This window comes from Enterobacteriaceae endosymbiont of Donacia sparganii, assembly GCF_012569045.1.
In the GTDB taxonomy this organism is placed as follows: Bacteria; Pseudomonadota; Gammaproteobacteria; order Enterobacterales; family Enterobacteriaceae.
Map to the genome: position 1 here is coordinate 340700 of NZ_CP046196.1, position 16682 is coordinate 357381.

Annotated in this window: 15 protein-coding genes, 4 tRNA genes, 2 rRNA genes and 1 other RNA gene; 10 read left to right on the plus strand and 12 right to left on the minus strand. The window is 23.8% G+C overall.

Annotated features, from left to right (window positions below; all coding sequences use genetic code 11):
• Nucleotides 1–9: 9 nt before the first annotated feature.
• From tusC to ung, 5 genes are all read right to left on the minus strand, one after another.
• Entirely contained in the window at nt 10–375 is a 366-nt protein-coding gene (tusC, locus tag GJT98_RS01665) for a sulfurtransferase complex subunit TusC (RefSeq protein WP_168821219.1), read from the minus strand.
• The gene (tusD, locus tag GJT98_RS01670; RefSeq protein ID WP_168821221.1) at nt 375–776 is read right to left on the minus strand and encodes a sulfurtransferase complex subunit TusD; all 402 of its coding nucleotides are present in this window, start codon (nt 774–776) and stop codon (nt 375–377) included. The genes tusC and tusD overlap by 1 nt, the downstream gene beginning before the upstream one ends.
• 97 nt (nt 777–873) lie before the next feature.
• Complete coding sequence (fkpA, locus tag GJT98_RS01675; protein ID WP_168821223.1) at nt 874–1719, minus strand: FKBP-type peptidyl-prolyl cis-trans isomerase; 846 nt, start codon at nt 1717–1719, stop codon at nt 874–876.
• A 151-nt stretch (nt 1720–1870) separates the two neighbouring features.
• Nucleotides 1871–2983 carry an aspartate-semialdehyde dehydrogenase gene (gene asd, locus GJT98_RS01680; RefSeq protein ID WP_168821225.1) on the minus strand — a complete coding sequence of 371 codons (1113 nt, stop codon included), beginning with the start codon at nt 2981–2983 and terminating at the stop codon, nt 1871–1873.
• A 161-nt stretch (nt 2984–3144) separates the two neighbouring features.
• Nucleotides 3145–3816 (minus strand): uracil-DNA glycosylase, encoded by a 672-nt coding sequence (ung, locus tag GJT98_RS01685; protein WP_168821227.1) that lies wholly within the window; start codon nt 3814–3816, stop codon nt 3145–3147.
• Between the two features lie 147 nt (nt 3817–3963).
• On the opposite strand from ung, the gene rpsF reads away from it, so the two are divergent.
• From rpsF to trpS, 10 genes are all read left to right on the plus strand, one after another.
• A complete protein-coding gene (gene rpsF / locus GJT98_RS01690) occupies nt 3964–4329 on the plus strand; it encodes a 30S ribosomal protein S6 (RefSeq protein WP_168821229.1) in 366 nt (121 codons plus the stop codon).
• A gap of 58 nt (nt 4330–4387) precedes the next feature.
• Complete coding sequence (rpsR, locus tag GJT98_RS01695; protein ID WP_168821232.1) at nt 4388–4615, plus strand: 30S ribosomal protein S18; 228 nt, start codon at nt 4388–4390, stop codon at nt 4613–4615.
• A gap of 61 nt (nt 4616–4676) precedes the next feature.
• Nucleotides 4677–5129 carry a 50S ribosomal protein L9 gene (gene rplI, locus GJT98_RS01700; RefSeq protein ID WP_168821234.1) on the plus strand — a complete coding sequence of 151 codons (453 nt, stop codon included), beginning with the start codon at nt 4677–4679 and terminating at the stop codon, nt 5127–5129.
• Between the two features lie 76 nt (nt 5130–5205).
• Nucleotides 5206–5298: signal recognition particle sRNA small type (gene ffs, locus GJT98_RS01705), an RNA gene on the plus strand.
• Between the two features lie 37 nt (nt 5299–5335).
• The gene (dnaX, locus tag GJT98_RS01710) at nt 5336–6436 is read left to right on the plus strand and encodes a DNA polymerase III subunit gamma/tau (protein ID WP_168821236.1); all 1101 of its coding nucleotides are present in this window, start codon (nt 5336–5338) and stop codon (nt 6434–6436) included.
• Between the two features lie 188 nt (nt 6437–6624).
• Nucleotides 6625–8508: a molecular chaperone HtpG gene (gene htpG, locus GJT98_RS01715; RefSeq protein ID WP_168821238.1), complete on the plus strand. Its 1884-nt coding sequence runs from the start codon at nt 6625–6627 to the stop codon at nt 8506–8508.
• Between the two features lie 372 nt (nt 8509–8880).
• The gene (aroK, locus tag GJT98_RS01720) at nt 8881–9408 is read left to right on the plus strand and encodes a shikimate kinase AroK (protein WP_168821240.1); all 528 of its coding nucleotides are present in this window, start codon (nt 8881–8883) and stop codon (nt 9406–9408) included.
• Between the two features lie 40 nt (nt 9409–9448).
• On the plus strand, nt 9449–10546 hold the full coding sequence (aroB, locus tag GJT98_RS01725) for a 3-dehydroquinate synthase (protein ID WP_168821242.1): 1098 nt from the start codon (nt 9449–9451) through the stop codon (nt 10544–10546).
• 54 nt (nt 10547–10600) lie between these two features.
• A complete protein-coding gene (gene rpe, locus GJT98_RS01730) occupies nt 10601–11299 on the plus strand; it encodes a ribulose-phosphate 3-epimerase (RefSeq protein ID WP_168821244.1) in 699 nt (232 codons plus the stop codon).
• A complete protein-coding gene (gene trpS / locus GJT98_RS01735; protein ID WP_168821245.1) occupies nt 11296–12294 on the plus strand; it encodes a tryptophan--tRNA ligase in 999 nt (332 codons plus the stop codon). The genes rpe and trpS overlap by 4 nt, the downstream gene beginning before the upstream one ends.
• Before the next feature lie 35 nt (nt 12295–12329).
• On the opposite strand, the gene crp is transcribed toward trpS, so the two are convergent.
• The 7 genes from crp to GJT98_RS01770 all read right to left on the minus strand — a co-directional run bounded on the left by crp (nt 12330) and on the right by GJT98_RS01770 (nt 16667).
• Entirely contained in the window at nt 12330–12962 is a 633-nt protein-coding gene (crp, locus tag GJT98_RS01740; RefSeq protein ID WP_168821437.1) for a cAMP-activated global transcriptional regulator CRP, read from the minus strand.
• An 86-nt stretch (nt 12963–13048) separates the two neighbouring features.
• Nucleotides 13049–13122, minus strand: a tRNA-Thr gene (locus GJT98_RS01745).
• 52 nt (nt 13123–13174) lie between these two features.
• A tRNA-Gly gene (locus tag GJT98_RS01750) sits at nt 13175–13248 on the minus strand.
• 36 nt (nt 13249–13284) lie between these two features.
• Nucleotides 13285–13366 (minus strand) — tRNA-Tyr (locus GJT98_RS01755).
• 57 nt (nt 13367–13423) lie between these two features.
• Nucleotides 13424–13496 (minus strand) — tRNA-Thr (locus GJT98_RS01760).
• 60 nt (nt 13497–13556) lie between these two features.
• A 5S ribosomal RNA gene (gene rrf, locus GJT98_RS01765) occupies nt 13557–13672 on the minus strand.
• A 61-nt stretch (nt 13673–13733) separates the two neighbouring features.
• Nucleotides 13734–16667, minus strand: a 23S ribosomal RNA gene (locus GJT98_RS01770).
• Nucleotides 16668–16682 lie beyond the last annotated feature (15 nt).

Consider the following 16682-nt stretch of genomic DNA (forward strand, 5'->3'; position numbering starts at 1 on the left):
TTTATTTAATTAAAACTTGATAATTATATTATAATTATTAAGTCTTTTTTCCCATATTAATGGCTTTATAATTTTAACTGGAACAATCCAATTATTTTTTTTATAATTTTTTATTCCTAAAATTTTTAAAGATTCTGAACAAATAAAATAATTATTAATATTACATAATTTTAAAATACTAAAATTATTACTATAATTTTTTAATAAAAATTTTTTTGTTTTTTGTTTCTTTTGTAGTTGAAAAATACCATCTCCTATAAAAAATAAAGCTATATCCTCAGTAAATGAGGATATAGAAATTATTGCATCAAGTCCTTCTTTACTAATACTATTTCCATAAGGAGATTTTGAAAATATAAATGCTATTTTATTCATTAAAATTGAACTAAGTAATCACAAGTTAATATTGATTTTGTAAATGTACTTAAAGTAGTTATTTTAAATTTATTATCAATGATATAATTATTTTGATTTAAATCTAAAGAATTATTTTTATAAGAACTATCTTTTAGAATTAAACCTCTTTTTTTAGCAGATGTAATACATATATATAAATTTATATGATATTTTATACTTAATTCTTTCCAAGAATTAAGTAAATTAAACTCATCTTTATTAAATTTAATATTTTTATTAGCATTACATACTCCATCACGATAAAAAAATATATTTTTAACTATTTTTTTTTTCTGTATAACTGCTTTAGTAAATAAATATGCAGAATAAGAATTTTGCGTATTATATGGAGCTTCGGTTATTAAAATTACAAAAATCATATTATTTTAAACCTAAAATGTATAAAATATTTTATATATTAAAATATTTATATTACTTATATATACAATTTTATATAAATAAAAAATCTTTATTTAATTACTTTTTAGATAATGAATTTTTTATATCAACAAGTTCAATTTCAAATATTAAAGTAGAATTAGTTGGTATACCAGAAATTATTTCTAAACCATAAGCTAATTTAGGAGGTACAACTAATGTTATTTTACCACCTTTTTTTATATATTTTAGACCTTCTTTCCAACCAGGAATTACTTGTTTTAAACTTATAAATAAAGGTTTATTTGGTTCTGTATTATCAAATTCTGTACCATCAATTAATTTTCCAGTATATTTAATAACAATTATTTGATTATTATTAGTAATTTTTTTACCAGAACCCATTTTGTTAATTTTATATACTAATCCACTTTTACTTTTTTTAACATTTTTTCTTTTTAAAAATTTTTTAATATATTTTTGACCTATATTTTTATTTATTTTTGATTCATCTTGAAATTCATCTGGGGTAAAAGACTTTACATTTGAATCATATAATTTAAGAACTCTATCCATTTCATTATCAGAAAGTTTATATTTTTCATCTAATGAATCAGATACACCTTGAAGAATAAATTTCTTATTTAATATAATTTTTAATGTTTTTTGTATTTGAAATGTACGAGATAGATATTTCCCTATTGCTGTTCCTAGAGCATAAGACATTTTATCACTATCATTTTTAAAAAATTTTGCTTTTTTTTTATTTTTTATATTGTGTTTTTTTTTGTGAATTATTGCTTTTTTTTTAACAAAAGTTTTATTTTTACCTTTATTCCACCATGATACATTATTTAATGTAGATGCATTTACTGTAGATACATTTAATCCAATACTTAAAAGTAATACAATAAATATTGATATTTTTTTAGTAAAAAATTTCATTTTTTCTCCAAAATTTTTTAATAAGATTATTAATTTAATATAACATATTAAAATTTATATATAAAATAAGATAATTTGTTATCTTATTTTATATAAAATATTACTTTCAATAAGAAAAAAAAACAAGTTTAAATATTAATTTTATCAAAATTTAAATTAATAATTTTAACATTCTTCTTAATGGTTCAGATGCACCCCAAAGTAATTGATCACCTACTGAAAAAATTGAAAAACAATTTTTGTCTATATTTAATTTTTTTATTCTCCCAATAGCTATATCTAATTTACCACTAATAAAAGATGGAGTAAGAAAATTAATAGTATCATTAAAATTATTTGGTATAATTTTTACCCATTTATTATGAGAATTAAGAATATTTGTAATATTATCTATAGATAAATCTTTATTTAATTTAATTGTAAAAGATTGACTATGTGAACGTAAAGTAGCTACTCGGACACATATTCCATCAATTGGAATAATTTTATTAGTATTTAATATTTTATTAGTCTCAAATTGTCCTTTCCATTCTTCTTTTGTTTGTCCACTATTATCTATTTTTTTATCTATCCACGGAATTAAACTATTAATTAAAGGAACATGAAAATTATTTTTAGGAAAATTAGAAGAATTTATTTGTTTTGAAATTTCTTGTTCTATATCTAGAATATTAATAGAAGAATTCTTTATTAAAGAAGGTATATTTTTATATACATATTGTATTTGACAGATAAGTTCTTTCATAAATTTTGAACCAGCACCTGATGCTGCTTGATATGTAGAAACAGAAATCCAATCAATTAAATTATTTTTAAATAACCCTCCTAAAGCCATTAACATTAAACTAACAGTACAATTACCTCCTATAAATGTTTTTATTCCCATATTTATTTTTTGTTGTATATATTCTAAATTAATAGGATCTAGAACAATAATAGCATTATCTAATGTTCTTAAATTAGCAGCTGCATCTATCCAGTAACCTTGCCAACCCATTTTACGTAATTTAAAATAAACTCTATTCGTATATTGACTACCTTGACATGTTATAATTATATCTAATTCAAATAATTTTTCAAAATTATAAGCATTTTCTAATTTTTTAGATTTATTTTTTATATTTAAATTAGATATTAATTTTCCATATTGAGAAGTAGTAAAAAAAATAGCATGTATATTATTAAAATCTTTTTTTTTTAACATTCTATTTATAAGAACAGAACCTACCATACCACGCCAACCAACAAATCCTACTTTTTTCATTATTTAACCTTATAAAAATGATATTTTATTTAATTATTTTATATAAATTTTTTATATAAAAAAATATATTTTAATTTCTAAGTTTTAAAATAAAAAATTTTAATTAATAAAAAATAAAAATTATAATATAAATAATTTTTAACTAAATTTTATTATATTAATTAATCTATACTCCAATTAACTGGTTTTTTTTTTTTTAAAATAAGATATTTATTTGTTTTAGAAAAATGTTTACAAAAATAAAATCCTTTATAACAGGATAAAGGTGAGGGATGAGATGTAGTTAAAACTAAATTTTTTGATGTTATAAAATAAATTTTTTTTTTAGCATATGAACCCCATAATAAAAAAACAATATTTTTATAATAAGAGTTAATTATTTTAATAACGTTATTTGTAAAAATCTCCCAACCAATATTATAATGAGATTGAGGTTTACCTTTTTCTACTGTTAAAATAGAATTTAATAACATCACTCCTTCATTAACCCAATTTATTAAATACCCATGATTAGGAATTTTAAAACTAGGTATATCAAATTTTATTGCTTTATAAATATTTTTTAATGTAGGAGGAATGATTATATCAGGCATAACAGAAAAAGCAAAACCATTAGCTTGATTAAGGCCATAATATGGATCTTGACCTATAATTACTACTTTTAGATTATTGAAATTTATTTTTTTAAAAATATTAAAAATATATTTTTTTTGAGGATAGATGATTTTATTATTATTAATATCTGTATTAATTTTATTAATTAATTTTATAAAATAATTTTTTTTTTTTTCTTGCTGGAAAAATTTTTTCCATATAAAATTTTTATTTTTCATTATAATATTTAATTTTTTAAAATATAAATTTAATAATCTAAAAAGACATTCTATTATGTTAATATCAAAAAATAAAATTTTTTATTATAATTTAGATCCTTGTTTTTGACATTTGTTTAAAAACTTTAACCATAAGGTAAATATAAAATGAAATATTATGAAATAATGTTAATAATACATCCAGATCAAAGTAATGAAATTAATAATATTATAAAATATTATAGAGAATTTATGCAAAAAAATAATTGTTTAATTTCAAGATTTGAAGATTGGGGAAGAAGACAATTAGCATATCCCATATTAAAATTACACAAAGCACACTATATTTTAATAAATATCATTTTAAATGATACTAGTATAATAAAAAATATTGAAAATAATTTAAGAATTAATGAAAATATTATAAGATATCTTATAATTAGAACAAAAACAGAAAGAAAAGATATATCTTATATTTTAAAAGCAAAAGATGAACGTCAAGAAAAACGTAATGATATTATAAAAACAATATAGTAGTATAAAAATTTTCTAAATTAAATAAATTTGTATTATAAATATTTGGAGTTATATAATGGTACGTTATTTCCGCCGTCGTAAATTTTGTCGTTTTACAGCAGAAGGAATTAAAGAAATTGATTATAAAGATATTCATATTTTAAAGAATTTTATTACTGAAAGTGGTAAAATTGTACCTAGCAGGATTACTGGTACTAAAGCAAAATATCAACGTCAATTAACTAAAGCAATAAAATTAGCAAGATATTTATCTTTAATATCTTATACTGATCATCATAAATAAATTTATAAAATTATTATTTTTTGTTTTAAATATAAGTTTTAATTTTAAAGAGTATTAAATAATGAAAATAATTTTATTAGATTCTATTTTAGGTTTAGGAAAAAAATCTCAAATTATAGAAGTTAAACCTGGATATGCACGTAATTTTTTAATACCTAAAAATAAAGGAATTATTGCTACAAAAAAAAATCTTCATATTTTAAAACAAAAATTTTTGGAAAAAAAATCTAAATTATTAGATTTATTAAATAAAGCAAAATTACGATTAAAAAAATTTAATTACATAGATAAAATAATAATTAAAGCTAAAGCAGGTAAAACAGGGAAATTATTTGGTTCTATAGGTAAAAATGATATTTTAAAAAAATTACAAGAAATAGGATTTGAAATTACAAAAAAAGAGATAAAATTACCAAAAGGAGGATTAAAAAAAATAGGAGAACATAATATTACTTTTCAATTTCATGAAAAAATTTTAGTTAAAAAAATAATTAATATAATAAATACTGAATAATTAATTTTTTTAATTAATTAAAATTAATATATTGACTAATTAATAAAAAATTATATATAATTAGCATATACGAACATGATTATTTAAAACAATATTATTTTACAAATCCAGTCAGGTCTGGAAAGAAGCAGCTGTAGTAAATATAATATGTGTAAAAAAATAATCATGTTCTATTAATATAATTTTTAAAAATATATATCATAAAAATGAATTCTCATGTTTTAGCTATAAAGTGGCGTCCTCAGTCATTCGATGAAGTTATTGGTCAAGATCATGTAGTTCAAGCTATTAAATATAGTTTATTTATAAAAAAAATTCATCCTGCTTGGATATTATCAGGTAGTAGGGGAGTAGGCAAAACAACAATAGCACGGATATTTGCAATGGGTTTAAGTTGTCTAAAAGGTATAACACAAAATCCATGTGGATTATGTGAACACTGTATATCTATAAAAAGAAATTCTTTTTTAGATTTAATTGAATTAGATTCAGCTTCTAAAACTAAAGTAGAAGATATTAGAGAAATTTTAGAAATAATTTATTATCCTCCTATTAAAGGAAGATACAAAATATATATTTTTGATGAATTTCATATGTTATCTAGACATAGTTTTAATGCCTTATTAAAAATAATAGAAGAACCTCCTGAATATATAAAATTTATTTTTGCAACTACAGAATTACAAAAAATACCGGTTACTATTACATCTAGATGCTTACAATTTCATTTAAAATTAATAGAAAAAAATATAATTTTAAATCAATTAAAAAAAATTTTAAATAAAGAAAATCTTCAATATGATGAAGAAGCATTAGAAATTTTATCTAATTCTGCATATGGTAGTATGCGTGATGCATTAAGTTTAACAGATCAATTAATATCTATGGGATCATTAACTATAGATAATGTTTATCTAATGTTAGGATTAATAAAAAAAAAATATTTATTATTATTAATATATAATTTTAAAACAAAAAAAAATAATTTAATTTTTAATTTAATTAATAAGATTTCTATATTTAATATTAATTGGGATAATGTTATTACAGAAATTATGATTTTATTACATAAAATTTTAAAAATAAAAATTTTAAATTATAATTCTAATTATTTTTTTCAAAATTTAAATTTTGAAAAAAATATAGCAATATATTATCAAAAAATTTTTGATAATTTTTCAAAAAATGAAATAAAATTCTTATATAAATTTTTAAATACAGGTAAAAAAAATTTATATTTAGCGCCAAATCCTAAAATAGGATTTGAAATGATTGTATTAGAAATAATTATATATTTTAATAATTAGTTTTAATTATTTTTATAATAATAAATTAATTAATTTAATATACATAAATTTATTTTTTTAAAAATATAAAAATATAAAAAAGAAAATTTTACTTCATTTTAAAATATTTAATAAATTAAAAATTATATTTTTATAAATAAAAATATTTATATTTTAATATCTATATATAAACAAAGAGAATAATAGTTATGCAAAAACAAGAAACTAGAAATTTTCAATCTGAAGTAAAACAATTATTACATTTAATGATTCATTCTCTTTATTCAAATAAAGAAATTTTTTTAAGAGAATTAATATCAAATGCTTCTGATGCTGTAGATAAATTAAAATTCAAAACATTATCTAATCCTGATTTATATGAAAATAATTCAATTTTAAAAGTACAAATTTCTATAAATAAAAAACAAAGACTAATTACTATTAAGGATAATGGTATCGGTATGACTCGTAAAGAAGTAATTGAAAATTTAGGTACAATTGCAAAATCTGGTACTAAAGATTTTATAAAATCTTTAAATGATTCTTTAGATAAAAAATCAGAAATTAATTCACAATTAATAGGGAAATTTGGAGTAGGATTTTATTCAGCTTTTATAGTAGCAGATAAAGTTTCTATTAAAACTAGAGCAGCAGGTGTTTCTATTCAAGAAGGTGTATTTTGGGAATCTTCAGGAGAAGGTAACTATCATATAGCTAATATTAATAAAAAATTAAGAGGAACTGAAATAATATTACATATACGCCCTAAATGTGATGAATTTTTAGATACATGGCGTATAAAATTAATAATAAGTAAATATTCAGAACATATTTCTTTACCTATAGAAATAGAAATGTATAACGATAAAGAAAAAAAATATTATTGGGAACAAATTAATAAAGCACAAGCACTTTGGTTAAAAAATAAAAATGATATTAATGAAAAAGAATATAAAGAATTTTATAAACAATTAACATCTGATAATACAGATCCAATTACTTGGAGTCATAATCATGTAGAAGGAAAACAAGAATATATTAGTTTATTATATATTCCTTCAAATATCCCATGGGATATACGTAATCGTGATTATAAAAATGGATTAAAATTATATGTACAGAGAGTTTTTATTATGGAAGATGCAGAACAATTATTACCTAAATATTTAAGATTTATAAGAGGTTTAGTAGATTCTAATGATTTACCTTTAAATATATCAAGAGAAATTTTACAAAAAAATAGTATTATTCATAATATGAAGATAACATTAACAAAAAAAGTTCTTAATATGTTAATGAGTCTTAGTAAGAATGTAATTATATATAATAATTTTTGGAAAAAATTTGGTTTAGTTTTTAAAGAAGGTCCTGCAGAAGATATAAATAATAAAAATATTATAATTAAATTATTACGTTTTGCTTCTACATATAATGATAATTCTGAACAAAATGTATCTTTAGAAGAATATTCAAAAAGAATGATAAAGGGACAAAAAAAAATATATTTTTTAACATCAGATAATTATATTTCAGCAAAAAGTAGTCCTCATTTAGAATTTTTTTATAAAAGAGGAATTGAAGTATTATTATTAATAGACCATATTGATGAATGGATGATTAGTTATATTACTGAATTTGAAGGAAAAACATTACAATCTATTAGTAAACAAGATAATTCATTAGATGAATTTATTCAAAATAAAGATAATATAATAAAAAATGAAATAAAAGAAAAATTTCAACCTTTTTTAAAAAAAATACAAGATTTATTAGGTAAAAAAATAAAAAAAGTAAAATTAACAAGTAGATTAATTAATACACCTGCTATTGTTACTACAGATATAAATGAAATGAGTACTCAAATGGCAAAATTATTTGCTGCTGCTGGGCAAAAAACTCCAGAAATAAAATATAATTTTGAATTAAATCCTAATCATATTTTAATAAAAAAAATTTTAACAATAAAAGATGAAAAATATTTTTCTGAATTTGTTAAATTATTATTAGAAGAAGCAATTTTAGCAGAAAAAGGTACATTAGAAGATCCAAATAAATTTATTAATCGTATAAATAATTTTTTATCTAAAATCTAATATATAGATAAGATAATTATAAAAATAATTATCTTATCTTTTATTTTATAAATAAAGTATTATTAACTTAATATTTTAAAAATATTGAATATTTTAAATTTATTTTACTTTAGTAGTAGTAATTTAATTAATATAATAAAAATATTAATAAATCTTTTTTAAGATAAAATAAATTAAAATAATTTTTAATTATATAAAATATAGTTGAATTAGAATAAACTATTTACTATTTGAAAAAAACATTTTATGATTTAATTTAAAATATCTTAAAATTTTTTTTTAAAAAATTTTATATAAAATATATATTTCTTATTTTTTTATAAAAAATAAGAATTTTATTCACAATTATACTAAATTAGTAATATTAAAAAAATGGCAGAAAAAAGAAATATATTTTTGATAGGCCCTATGGGAGCAGGAAAAAGTACAATTGGGCGTCATCTGGCAAATTTATTAAAAATGGATTTTTTTGATTCAGATCAAGAAATTGAACGTCGTACAGGAGCTGATATAAATTGGGTATTTGATGTTGAAGGAGAAAAAGGTTTTAGAAAACGTGAAAAAAAAATTATTAATGAAATAACTCAAAAACAAGGAATTATTTTAGCAACAGGAGGAGGATCTGTTCAATCTAAAGAAACAAGAAAATTTCTTTCTTCTCGTGGTATTGTCGTATATCTTCAAACTACTATAGAAAAACAATTAACTCGCACAAAAAGAGATAAAAAACGTCCTTTATTAAAAAAAAATAAAAATAAATTAGCTAAAGAAATTTTAGAAAATTTAGCTAAAGAAAGAAATCATTTATATAATGAAATTGCTGATATTATAATTAAAACAGATGAGCAAAGTGCTAAAATTGTTGCTAATAAACTTATTAGTTTATTAGAAAAAAATTAATAGTCTTATTTTATAAGAATAAAAAGGGATAATATTACATATGGGAAAAACTATTTTAGTTTTAACAAAAAAACATAATTATCCTATTATTATAGATTTTAATTTATTTGATACACCATTACCTTTACCCTTTTTAAAAAAGGGTGATAGTGTTATGATTGTAACTAATCAAATAATTTTTTCTTTATATTTTAAAAAAATATCTACTCTACTTAATAATATGGGTGTAAGAATAAATCATGTTATTCTTCCTGATGGAGAAAAATATAAAACATTAATTACTGTAAATATTATTTTTACATCATTACTTCAAAATCTACATAGTAGAGATACTACTTTAATTGCTTTAGGAGGAGGTGTTATAGGTGATATAACTGGTTTTGCTGCATCTAGTTATCAAAGAGGTGTAAAATTTATACAAATACCTACAACTTTACTATCTCAAGTAGATTCTTCTATAGGAGGCAAAACAGCTGTTAATCATATTTTAGGAAAAAATATGATAGGTAGTTTTTATCAACCTAATATTGTAATAATTAATTTAAGTTGTTTATATACTTTATCTAAAAGAGAATTTTCTGCTGGCATGGCTGAAATTATAAAGTATAGTATTCTTTTTGATAAAAAATTTTTTTCTTGGTTAGAAAATAATATAAATAAATTATTTAATTTAGATAAAAATTCTTTAATTTATTGTATAAGTAAATGTTGTAATTTAAAAGCTAAAATTATTTATGAAGATGAATATGAACAAAATAAAAGATCATTACTAAATTTAGGACATACTTATGGCCATGCAATAGAATCAGAATTAGGATATGGTAAATGGTTACATGGAGAAGCTGTGTCAGTGGGTATTGTTATTGCTTCTTTAACATCTAAAAAACTTAATTTATTGAACAATCAAGACATAATAAGAATTATAAATTTATTAAAAAAATGTTATTTACCAATTAAAGGACCGATTAATATGAACACAAAACATTATTTAAAACATATTTATAGAGATAAAAAAATAAATAAAAATAAAATTCGTGTTATTCTTCCAATTAAAATTGGTAAAGCTATTATTTATAATAATATTTCTGAAAAAATTATTTCTCATGCGATAAATGAAAATAAAAATTTTATTTTTTAAAACATTAATATTAATTATAATTAATTTACTTTTTATAGTAAAAATTCTTATAAAATGAAAAAAAAATTAATTGCTGCATCTATTTTATCTGCTAATTTTGCATGTTTAGGTAAAGAAGTTAATAATGTGCTTAAAGCAGGAGTTGATATGATACATTTTGACGTTATGGATAATCATTATGTACCTAATTTAACTATTGGTCCTTTAGTTTTAAAATCTTTAAGGAAATACGGAATTAAATGTATAATTGATGTACATTTAATGACAAAAAATGTAGATAATTTAATAATTGATTTTGCAAAATCAGGAGCAGATATTATTACTTTACATACAGAAAATTCAAATCATTTAGATAGAAGTATTTCTTTAATAAAAAATTACGGATGTAAAGCAGGATTAGCAATTAATCCTTCAACTCCTTTAAATTGTTTAGATTATTTAATAAATAAATTAGATTTAATATTAGTTATGTCTGTTAATCCTGGTTTTGAAGGACAAAAATTTTTAAATTATATTTATAAAAAAATTATTCAAATTAAAAAAATTATTAATAAAAAAAAAAAAAATATTTTTTTAGAAGTAGATGGAGGAATAAACATTAATAATATAAATCAAGTAGCTATTTCTGGAGCAGATATTCTGGTAATAGGTTCAGCTATATTTAAAAGCACATTATCATATAATGATATTGTAAAAAATATGAAATTAAAATTAAATAAAGTATTTAAAAAAGATAATTATAAAAAATTATGAAAAAAAAAATAATATTTAGTGGAATTCAACCAACTGGATTATTAACTATAGGAAATTATATTGGTGCTTTAAGTCAATGGAAATATTTACAAAAAAAATATTTTTGTATTTATTGTATAGCTGATTTGCATTCTTTAACAATATTTCAAGAAAAAAATATTTTGAATAAAAATATATTAGATATTTTATCTGTATGTTTAGCATGTGGTATTAATCCTAAACAAAGTATTATTTTTATACAATCTCATGTTCCTCAACATTCTCAATTACATTGGATTTTAAATTGTTTTACTAATTTTGGAGAAATAAAGAGAATGACTCAATTTAAAGAAAAAATACATTTAAATAAAAATGTTAATGTTGGTTTATTTAATTATCCTATATTAATGGCCTCAGATATATTATTATATCAAACAAATAAAATACCAGTAGGTAAAGATCAAATTCAACATATTGAATTAACTAGAGATATTGCTTATCGTTTTAATAATATTTATGGTAACATATTTACTATTCCTGAAAAAAGATTAAATAATTATGGTTCATGCGTTATGTCATTATTAGATCCGAAAAAAAAAATGTCTAAATCTGATTATAATAATAATAATATAATTAGTTTATTTGATGATGATTTTATAATTAAACAAAAAATTAATAATGCTGTTACTGATTCTGATTATCCTCCTAATATAAAATATGATTTAAAAAATAAACCAGGAATTTCTAATATGTTAATTATATTATCTAATATAACTGGGCATTCTATAAAAAATCTAGAACAAAACTTTAAAAATAAAAATTATAAAGATTTTAAAAAATCTGTTATTCAAAATTTATGTTTATTTTTAAATAAATTAAGAAAAAAATATTTTTTTTATAGAACAAATAAAATACTTTTAAAAGATATTATAACTACTGGAGCAACTAAAGCAAAAAAATATGCTAGTTTAACTTTAAAGAAAGTATATGATGCTATTGGTTTAGATTCTTTATAGAATAAATTAAATATGACATAAATTTTATATATAATTTACCTTGTTCCATAAACTACAATAGTTTTACCGTGAGCATAAATTAAATTACGATTTTTTAATATTTTAAGAGTACGTCCAACTGTTTCTCTAGAACAACCCACTATTTTACCTATTTCCTGTCTAGTTATTTTAATTTGCATACCATCTGGATGAGTAATTGCTTCTGGAGATTTTGCTAAATTTAATAATGTTTTAGAAATTCTATGAGTTACATCTAAAAAAGCTAAATTACTTACTTTTTTTGATGTAATTTGTAATTTATTAGCAATTTGTGAAGAAATTTTCATAATAATATCATTATTAATTTTAATTAAATTATAAAAATTTTTATATGAAATTTCTGCTAATTCACATTCAGTTTTTAATTTTACAAATGTAATTTCTTTATAGGTATTATTAAAAATTCCTATTTCACCAAAAAAATTACCTGCATTTAAATAATTAAGTATAATTTCTTTACCATTCTTACTTTTCATAGAAATAATAATAATTCCTTTTAATATATAATATAAATTTTTAGAAATATCTCCCTGTTTTATTAAAATCATTTTTGCTGGATATTTATTAATATGACAATAAGAAAGAAACCATTCTAAAGTAGAATCTTTTTGTAACTTAAGAAGCATCAGTAATTATCCTTCTACTACTTATGATTTATTAAATATAAAGATTATAATTTAATATAATCTTTATATTTAATAAATAGTAAAAAATATGCTGATACCCAGAATTGAACTGGGGACCTCATCCTTACCAAGGATGTGCTCTACCATTCTAAGCTATATCAGCTAAAAATATGTAAATTATTTTTATAAAGATTTTATATTTTAAATAAATTTATTGGAGCAGACAACGGGAATCGAACCCGCATTTTTAGCTTGGAAGGCTAAAGTAATACCATTATACGATGTCTGCTCTATATATAAAAAATATATATTTTTATAAAAATTTTGGTGGGAGTAGGATTCGAACCTACGAAGTCTTAGACGACAGATTTACAGTCTGCTCCCGTTAACCACTTGGGTATCCCACCATTTTTATATATTTATAAATAAAAATTTTATTAATATATAATTTAAAATATTATTAATGCCGGCTACCGGAATTGAACTGGTGACCTACTGATTACAAGTCAGTTGCTCTACCGTCTGAGCTAAGCCGGCATATAAAATTATATCAATAATTTATCAGAATTTTATAAAATTAAGTAATTTCTTATTTTATCCTGGTATTTTCCTACTCTCACATGAGGAGACCTCACACTACCATCGGCACTACAACGTTTCACTTCTGAGTTCGGAATGGATTCAGGTGGTACCATTGCGTTATTTATACCAGGATTATATTTTATTAAATTATTAAAATAATTAATAGTTAAATCTAAACAATTCTGGTGTTGTAAGGTTAAGACTCACGGGTGTTTATTAGTACTGGTTAGCTCAACATATTACTATGCTTACACATCCAGCCTATCAACGTCATAGTCTTTAACGTCCCTTAAGAGATTTTTACAAATAATTAATAAAAATCCTGGGAAGATTAATCTTAAGGTAAGTTTCGCGCTTATATGCTTTCAGCGCTTATCTTTTCCGTATTTAGCTACCGGGCAATGCCATTGGCATGACAACCCGAACACCAGAGATACGTTCACTCCGGTCCTCTCGTACTAGGAGCAAATCCTTTCAATCTTCCAACGCCCACGGCAGATAGGGACCGAACTGTCTCACGACGTTCTAAACCCAGCTCGCGTACCACTTTAAATGGCGAACAGCCATACCCTTGGGACCTACTGCAGCCCCAGGATGTGATGAGCCGACATCGAGGTGCCAAACACCGCCGTCGATATGAACTCTTGGGCGGTATTAGCCTGTTATCCCCGGAGTACCTTTTATCCGTTGAGCGATGGCCTTATCATACAGAACCACCGGATCACTAAGACCTGCTTTCGCATCTGTTCGAATTGTCATTCTTACAGTTAAGCCAGCTTATGCCTTTGTACTAACCTCACGATTTCCGACCGTGATTAGCTGACCTTAGTACTCCTCCGTTACTCTTTAGGAGGAGACCGCCCCAGTCAAACTACCCACCAGACACTGTCTCTAACCCGGATAACGGGTTTAGGTTAGAATAATAAATATTAAAGGGTGGTATTTCAAGGTTGACTCCATATTAACTAGCGTTACTATTTCATAGTCTCCCACCTATCCTACACATTAAGATTAATTATTCAATATCAAGCTATAGTAAAGGTTCACGGGGTCTTTCCGTCTTGCCGCGGGTACACTGCATCTTCACAGCAATTTCAATTTCACTGAGTCTCAGGTGGAGACAGTCTGACCATCATTACGCCATTCGTGCAGGTCGGAACTTACCCGACAAGGAATTTCGCTACCTTAGGACCGTTATAGTTACGGCCGCCGTTTACCGGGGCTTCGATCAAGAGCTTCTTATAAAAATAATAACTCTATCAATTAACCTTCCGGCACCGGGCAGGCGTCACACCGTATACGTCCACTTACGTGTTTGCACAGTGCTGTGTTTTTAATAAACAGTTGCAGTCAGCTATTATCTTAGACTGATTTCAGCTCCAAAAGTAAATTTTTTTACTTACAATCAGTGTGCCTTCTCCCGAAGTTACGGCACTATTTTGCCTAGTTCCTTCACCTGAGTTCTCTCAAGCGCCTTAGTATTCTCTACCTGACTACCTGTGTCGGTTTGGAGTACGATTCAATATTATCTAGAGCTTAGAGGCTTTTCTTGTAAGCATGGTATCAATTACTTCAATACAATAAAGTATTTCGTCATTACGCCTTAATGTTTATAATTATCCGGATTTTCCTAAATAATTCATCTAAACGCTTAAACCAAGACAACCATCACTTGGCTAATTTAACCTTCTCCGTCCCCCCTTCGCAATAATAATGAGTACAGGAATATTAACCTGTTGTCCATCGATTACGCTTTTCAGCCTCACCTTAGGATTCGACTTACCCTACCTCGATTACCGTTGGATAGGAAACCTTAGTCTTTCGGCGAATAGGTTTTTCACCTATTTTATCGTTACTCATGTCAGCATTCGCACTTCTGATATTTCCAATAAACTTCACAATTTATCTTCAACAATTTACAGAACGCTCCCCTACCCAATAAATAAAATATTTATTGTCGCAGCTTCGGTGTATAATTTAGCCCCGTTAAATCTTCCGCGCAGGACGACTAGACCAGTGAGCTATTACGCTTTCTTTAAATGATGGCTGCTTCTAAGCCAACATCCTGGCTGTTTATGCCTTCCCACTTCGTTTCCCACTTAATTATAACTTAGGGACCTTAGCTAGCGATCTGGGTTGTTTCCCTCTCCACAACGGACGTTAGCACCCGCTGTGTGTCTCCCGTGATAACATTATTCGGTATTTGAAGTTTGCATCGGATTGGTAAATCTGGAAGATTCCCTAGCCGAAACAGAGCTCTACCCCCGAATATGAATTACACGAGGCGCTACCTAAATAGCTTTCGGGGAGAACCAGCTATCTCCCGGTTTGATTGGTCTTTCACCCCTAACCACAAGTCATCCGCTAATTTTTCAACATTAGTCGGTTCGGTCCTCCAGTAAGCATTACCAAACCTTCAACCTGCCCATGGTTAGATCACCGGGTTTCGGGTCTATACCTTGCAACTAAACGCCCTTTTAAGACTCGGTTTCCCTACGGCTTCCTTATACAGTTAACCTTGCTACAAAATATAACTCGCTGACCCATTATACAAAAGGTACGCAGTCACGTTTTTTACAAAACGCTCCTACTGCTTGTACGTATATGATTTCAGGTTCTATTTCACTCCCCTAACCGGGGTTCTTTTCACCTTTCCCTCACGGTACTAGTTCACTATCGGTCAGTCAGTAGTATTTAGCCTTAGAGGATGATCCCCCTATATTCAAACAAGATTTCACGTGTCTCGTTCTACTCTTTGAGATTATAATTATTATATTTTAATATACGGGACTATCACCCTGTATCGTATAACTTTCCAGTTATTTCTACTAATATAATAAATACGTATATCTCTGGGCTTTTTCCTGTTCGCTCGCCACTACTAAGGAAATCTCTATTGATTTCTTTTCCTCAGGATACTTAGATGTTTCAGTTCTCCTGGTTCACTTCGTTATTCTATGTATTCAAATAACGATAATATATAATTATATATATTAGGTTTCCCCATTCGGACATCATCGATTAATAATGTTTCAAATCAACTCATCGATGCTTTTCGCAGATTAACACGTCCTTCATCGTCTCTGACTGCCAAGGCATCCATCATATACGCTTATTTACTTAACCTTACAACCCACAATT

What these genes read in the sequence shown, in the direction of transcription:
- tusD (WP_168821221.1), bottom strand. Translation starts at nt 776, where the DNA reads ATGATTTTTGTAATTTTAATAACCGAAGCTCCATATAATACGCAAAAT.
- tusC (WP_168821219.1), bottom strand. Translation starts at nt 375, where the DNA reads ATGAATAAAATAGCATTTATATTTTCAAAATCTCCTTATGGAAATAGT.
- aroK (WP_168821240.1), top strand. Translation starts at nt 8,881, where the DNA reads ATGGCAGAAAAAAGAAATATATTTTTGATAGGCCCTATGGGAGCAGGA.
- rpe (WP_168821244.1), top strand. Translation starts at nt 10,601, where the DNA reads ATGAAAAAAAAATTAATTGCTGCATCTATTTTATCTGCTAATTTTGCA.
- fkpA (WP_168821223.1), bottom strand. Translation starts at nt 1,719, where the DNA reads ATGAAATTTTTTACTAAAAAAATATCAATATTTATTGTATTACTTTTA.
- dnaX (WP_168821236.1), top strand. Translation starts at nt 5,336, where the DNA reads ATGAATTCTCATGTTTTAGCTATAAAGTGGCGTCCTCAGTCATTCGAT.
- rplI (WP_168821234.1), top strand. Translation starts at nt 4,677, where the DNA reads ATGAAAATAATTTTATTAGATTCTATTTTAGGTTTAGGAAAAAAATCT.
- rpsF (WP_168821229.1), top strand. Translation starts at nt 3,964, where the DNA reads ATGAAATATTATGAAATAATGTTAATAATACATCCAGATCAAAGTAAT.
- ung (WP_168821227.1), bottom strand. Translation starts at nt 3,816, where the DNA reads ATGAAAAATAAAAATTTTATATGGAAAAAATTTTTCCAGCAAGAAAAA.
- htpG (WP_168821238.1), top strand. Translation starts at nt 6,625, where the DNA reads ATGCAAAAACAAGAAACTAGAAATTTTCAATCTGAAGTAAAACAATTA.
- rpsR (WP_168821232.1), top strand. Translation starts at nt 4,388, where the DNA reads ATGGTACGTTATTTCCGCCGTCGTAAATTTTGTCGTTTTACAGCAGAA.
- aroB (WP_168821242.1), top strand. Translation starts at nt 9,449, where the DNA reads ATGGGAAAAACTATTTTAGTTTTAACAAAAAAACATAATTATCCTATT.
- asd (WP_168821225.1), bottom strand. Translation starts at nt 2,983, where the DNA reads ATGAAAAAAGTAGGATTTGTTGGTTGGCGTGGTATGGTAGGTTCTGTT.
- trpS (WP_168821245.1), top strand. Translation starts at nt 11,296, where the DNA reads ATGAAAAAAAAAATAATATTTAGTGGAATTCAACCAACTGGATTATTA.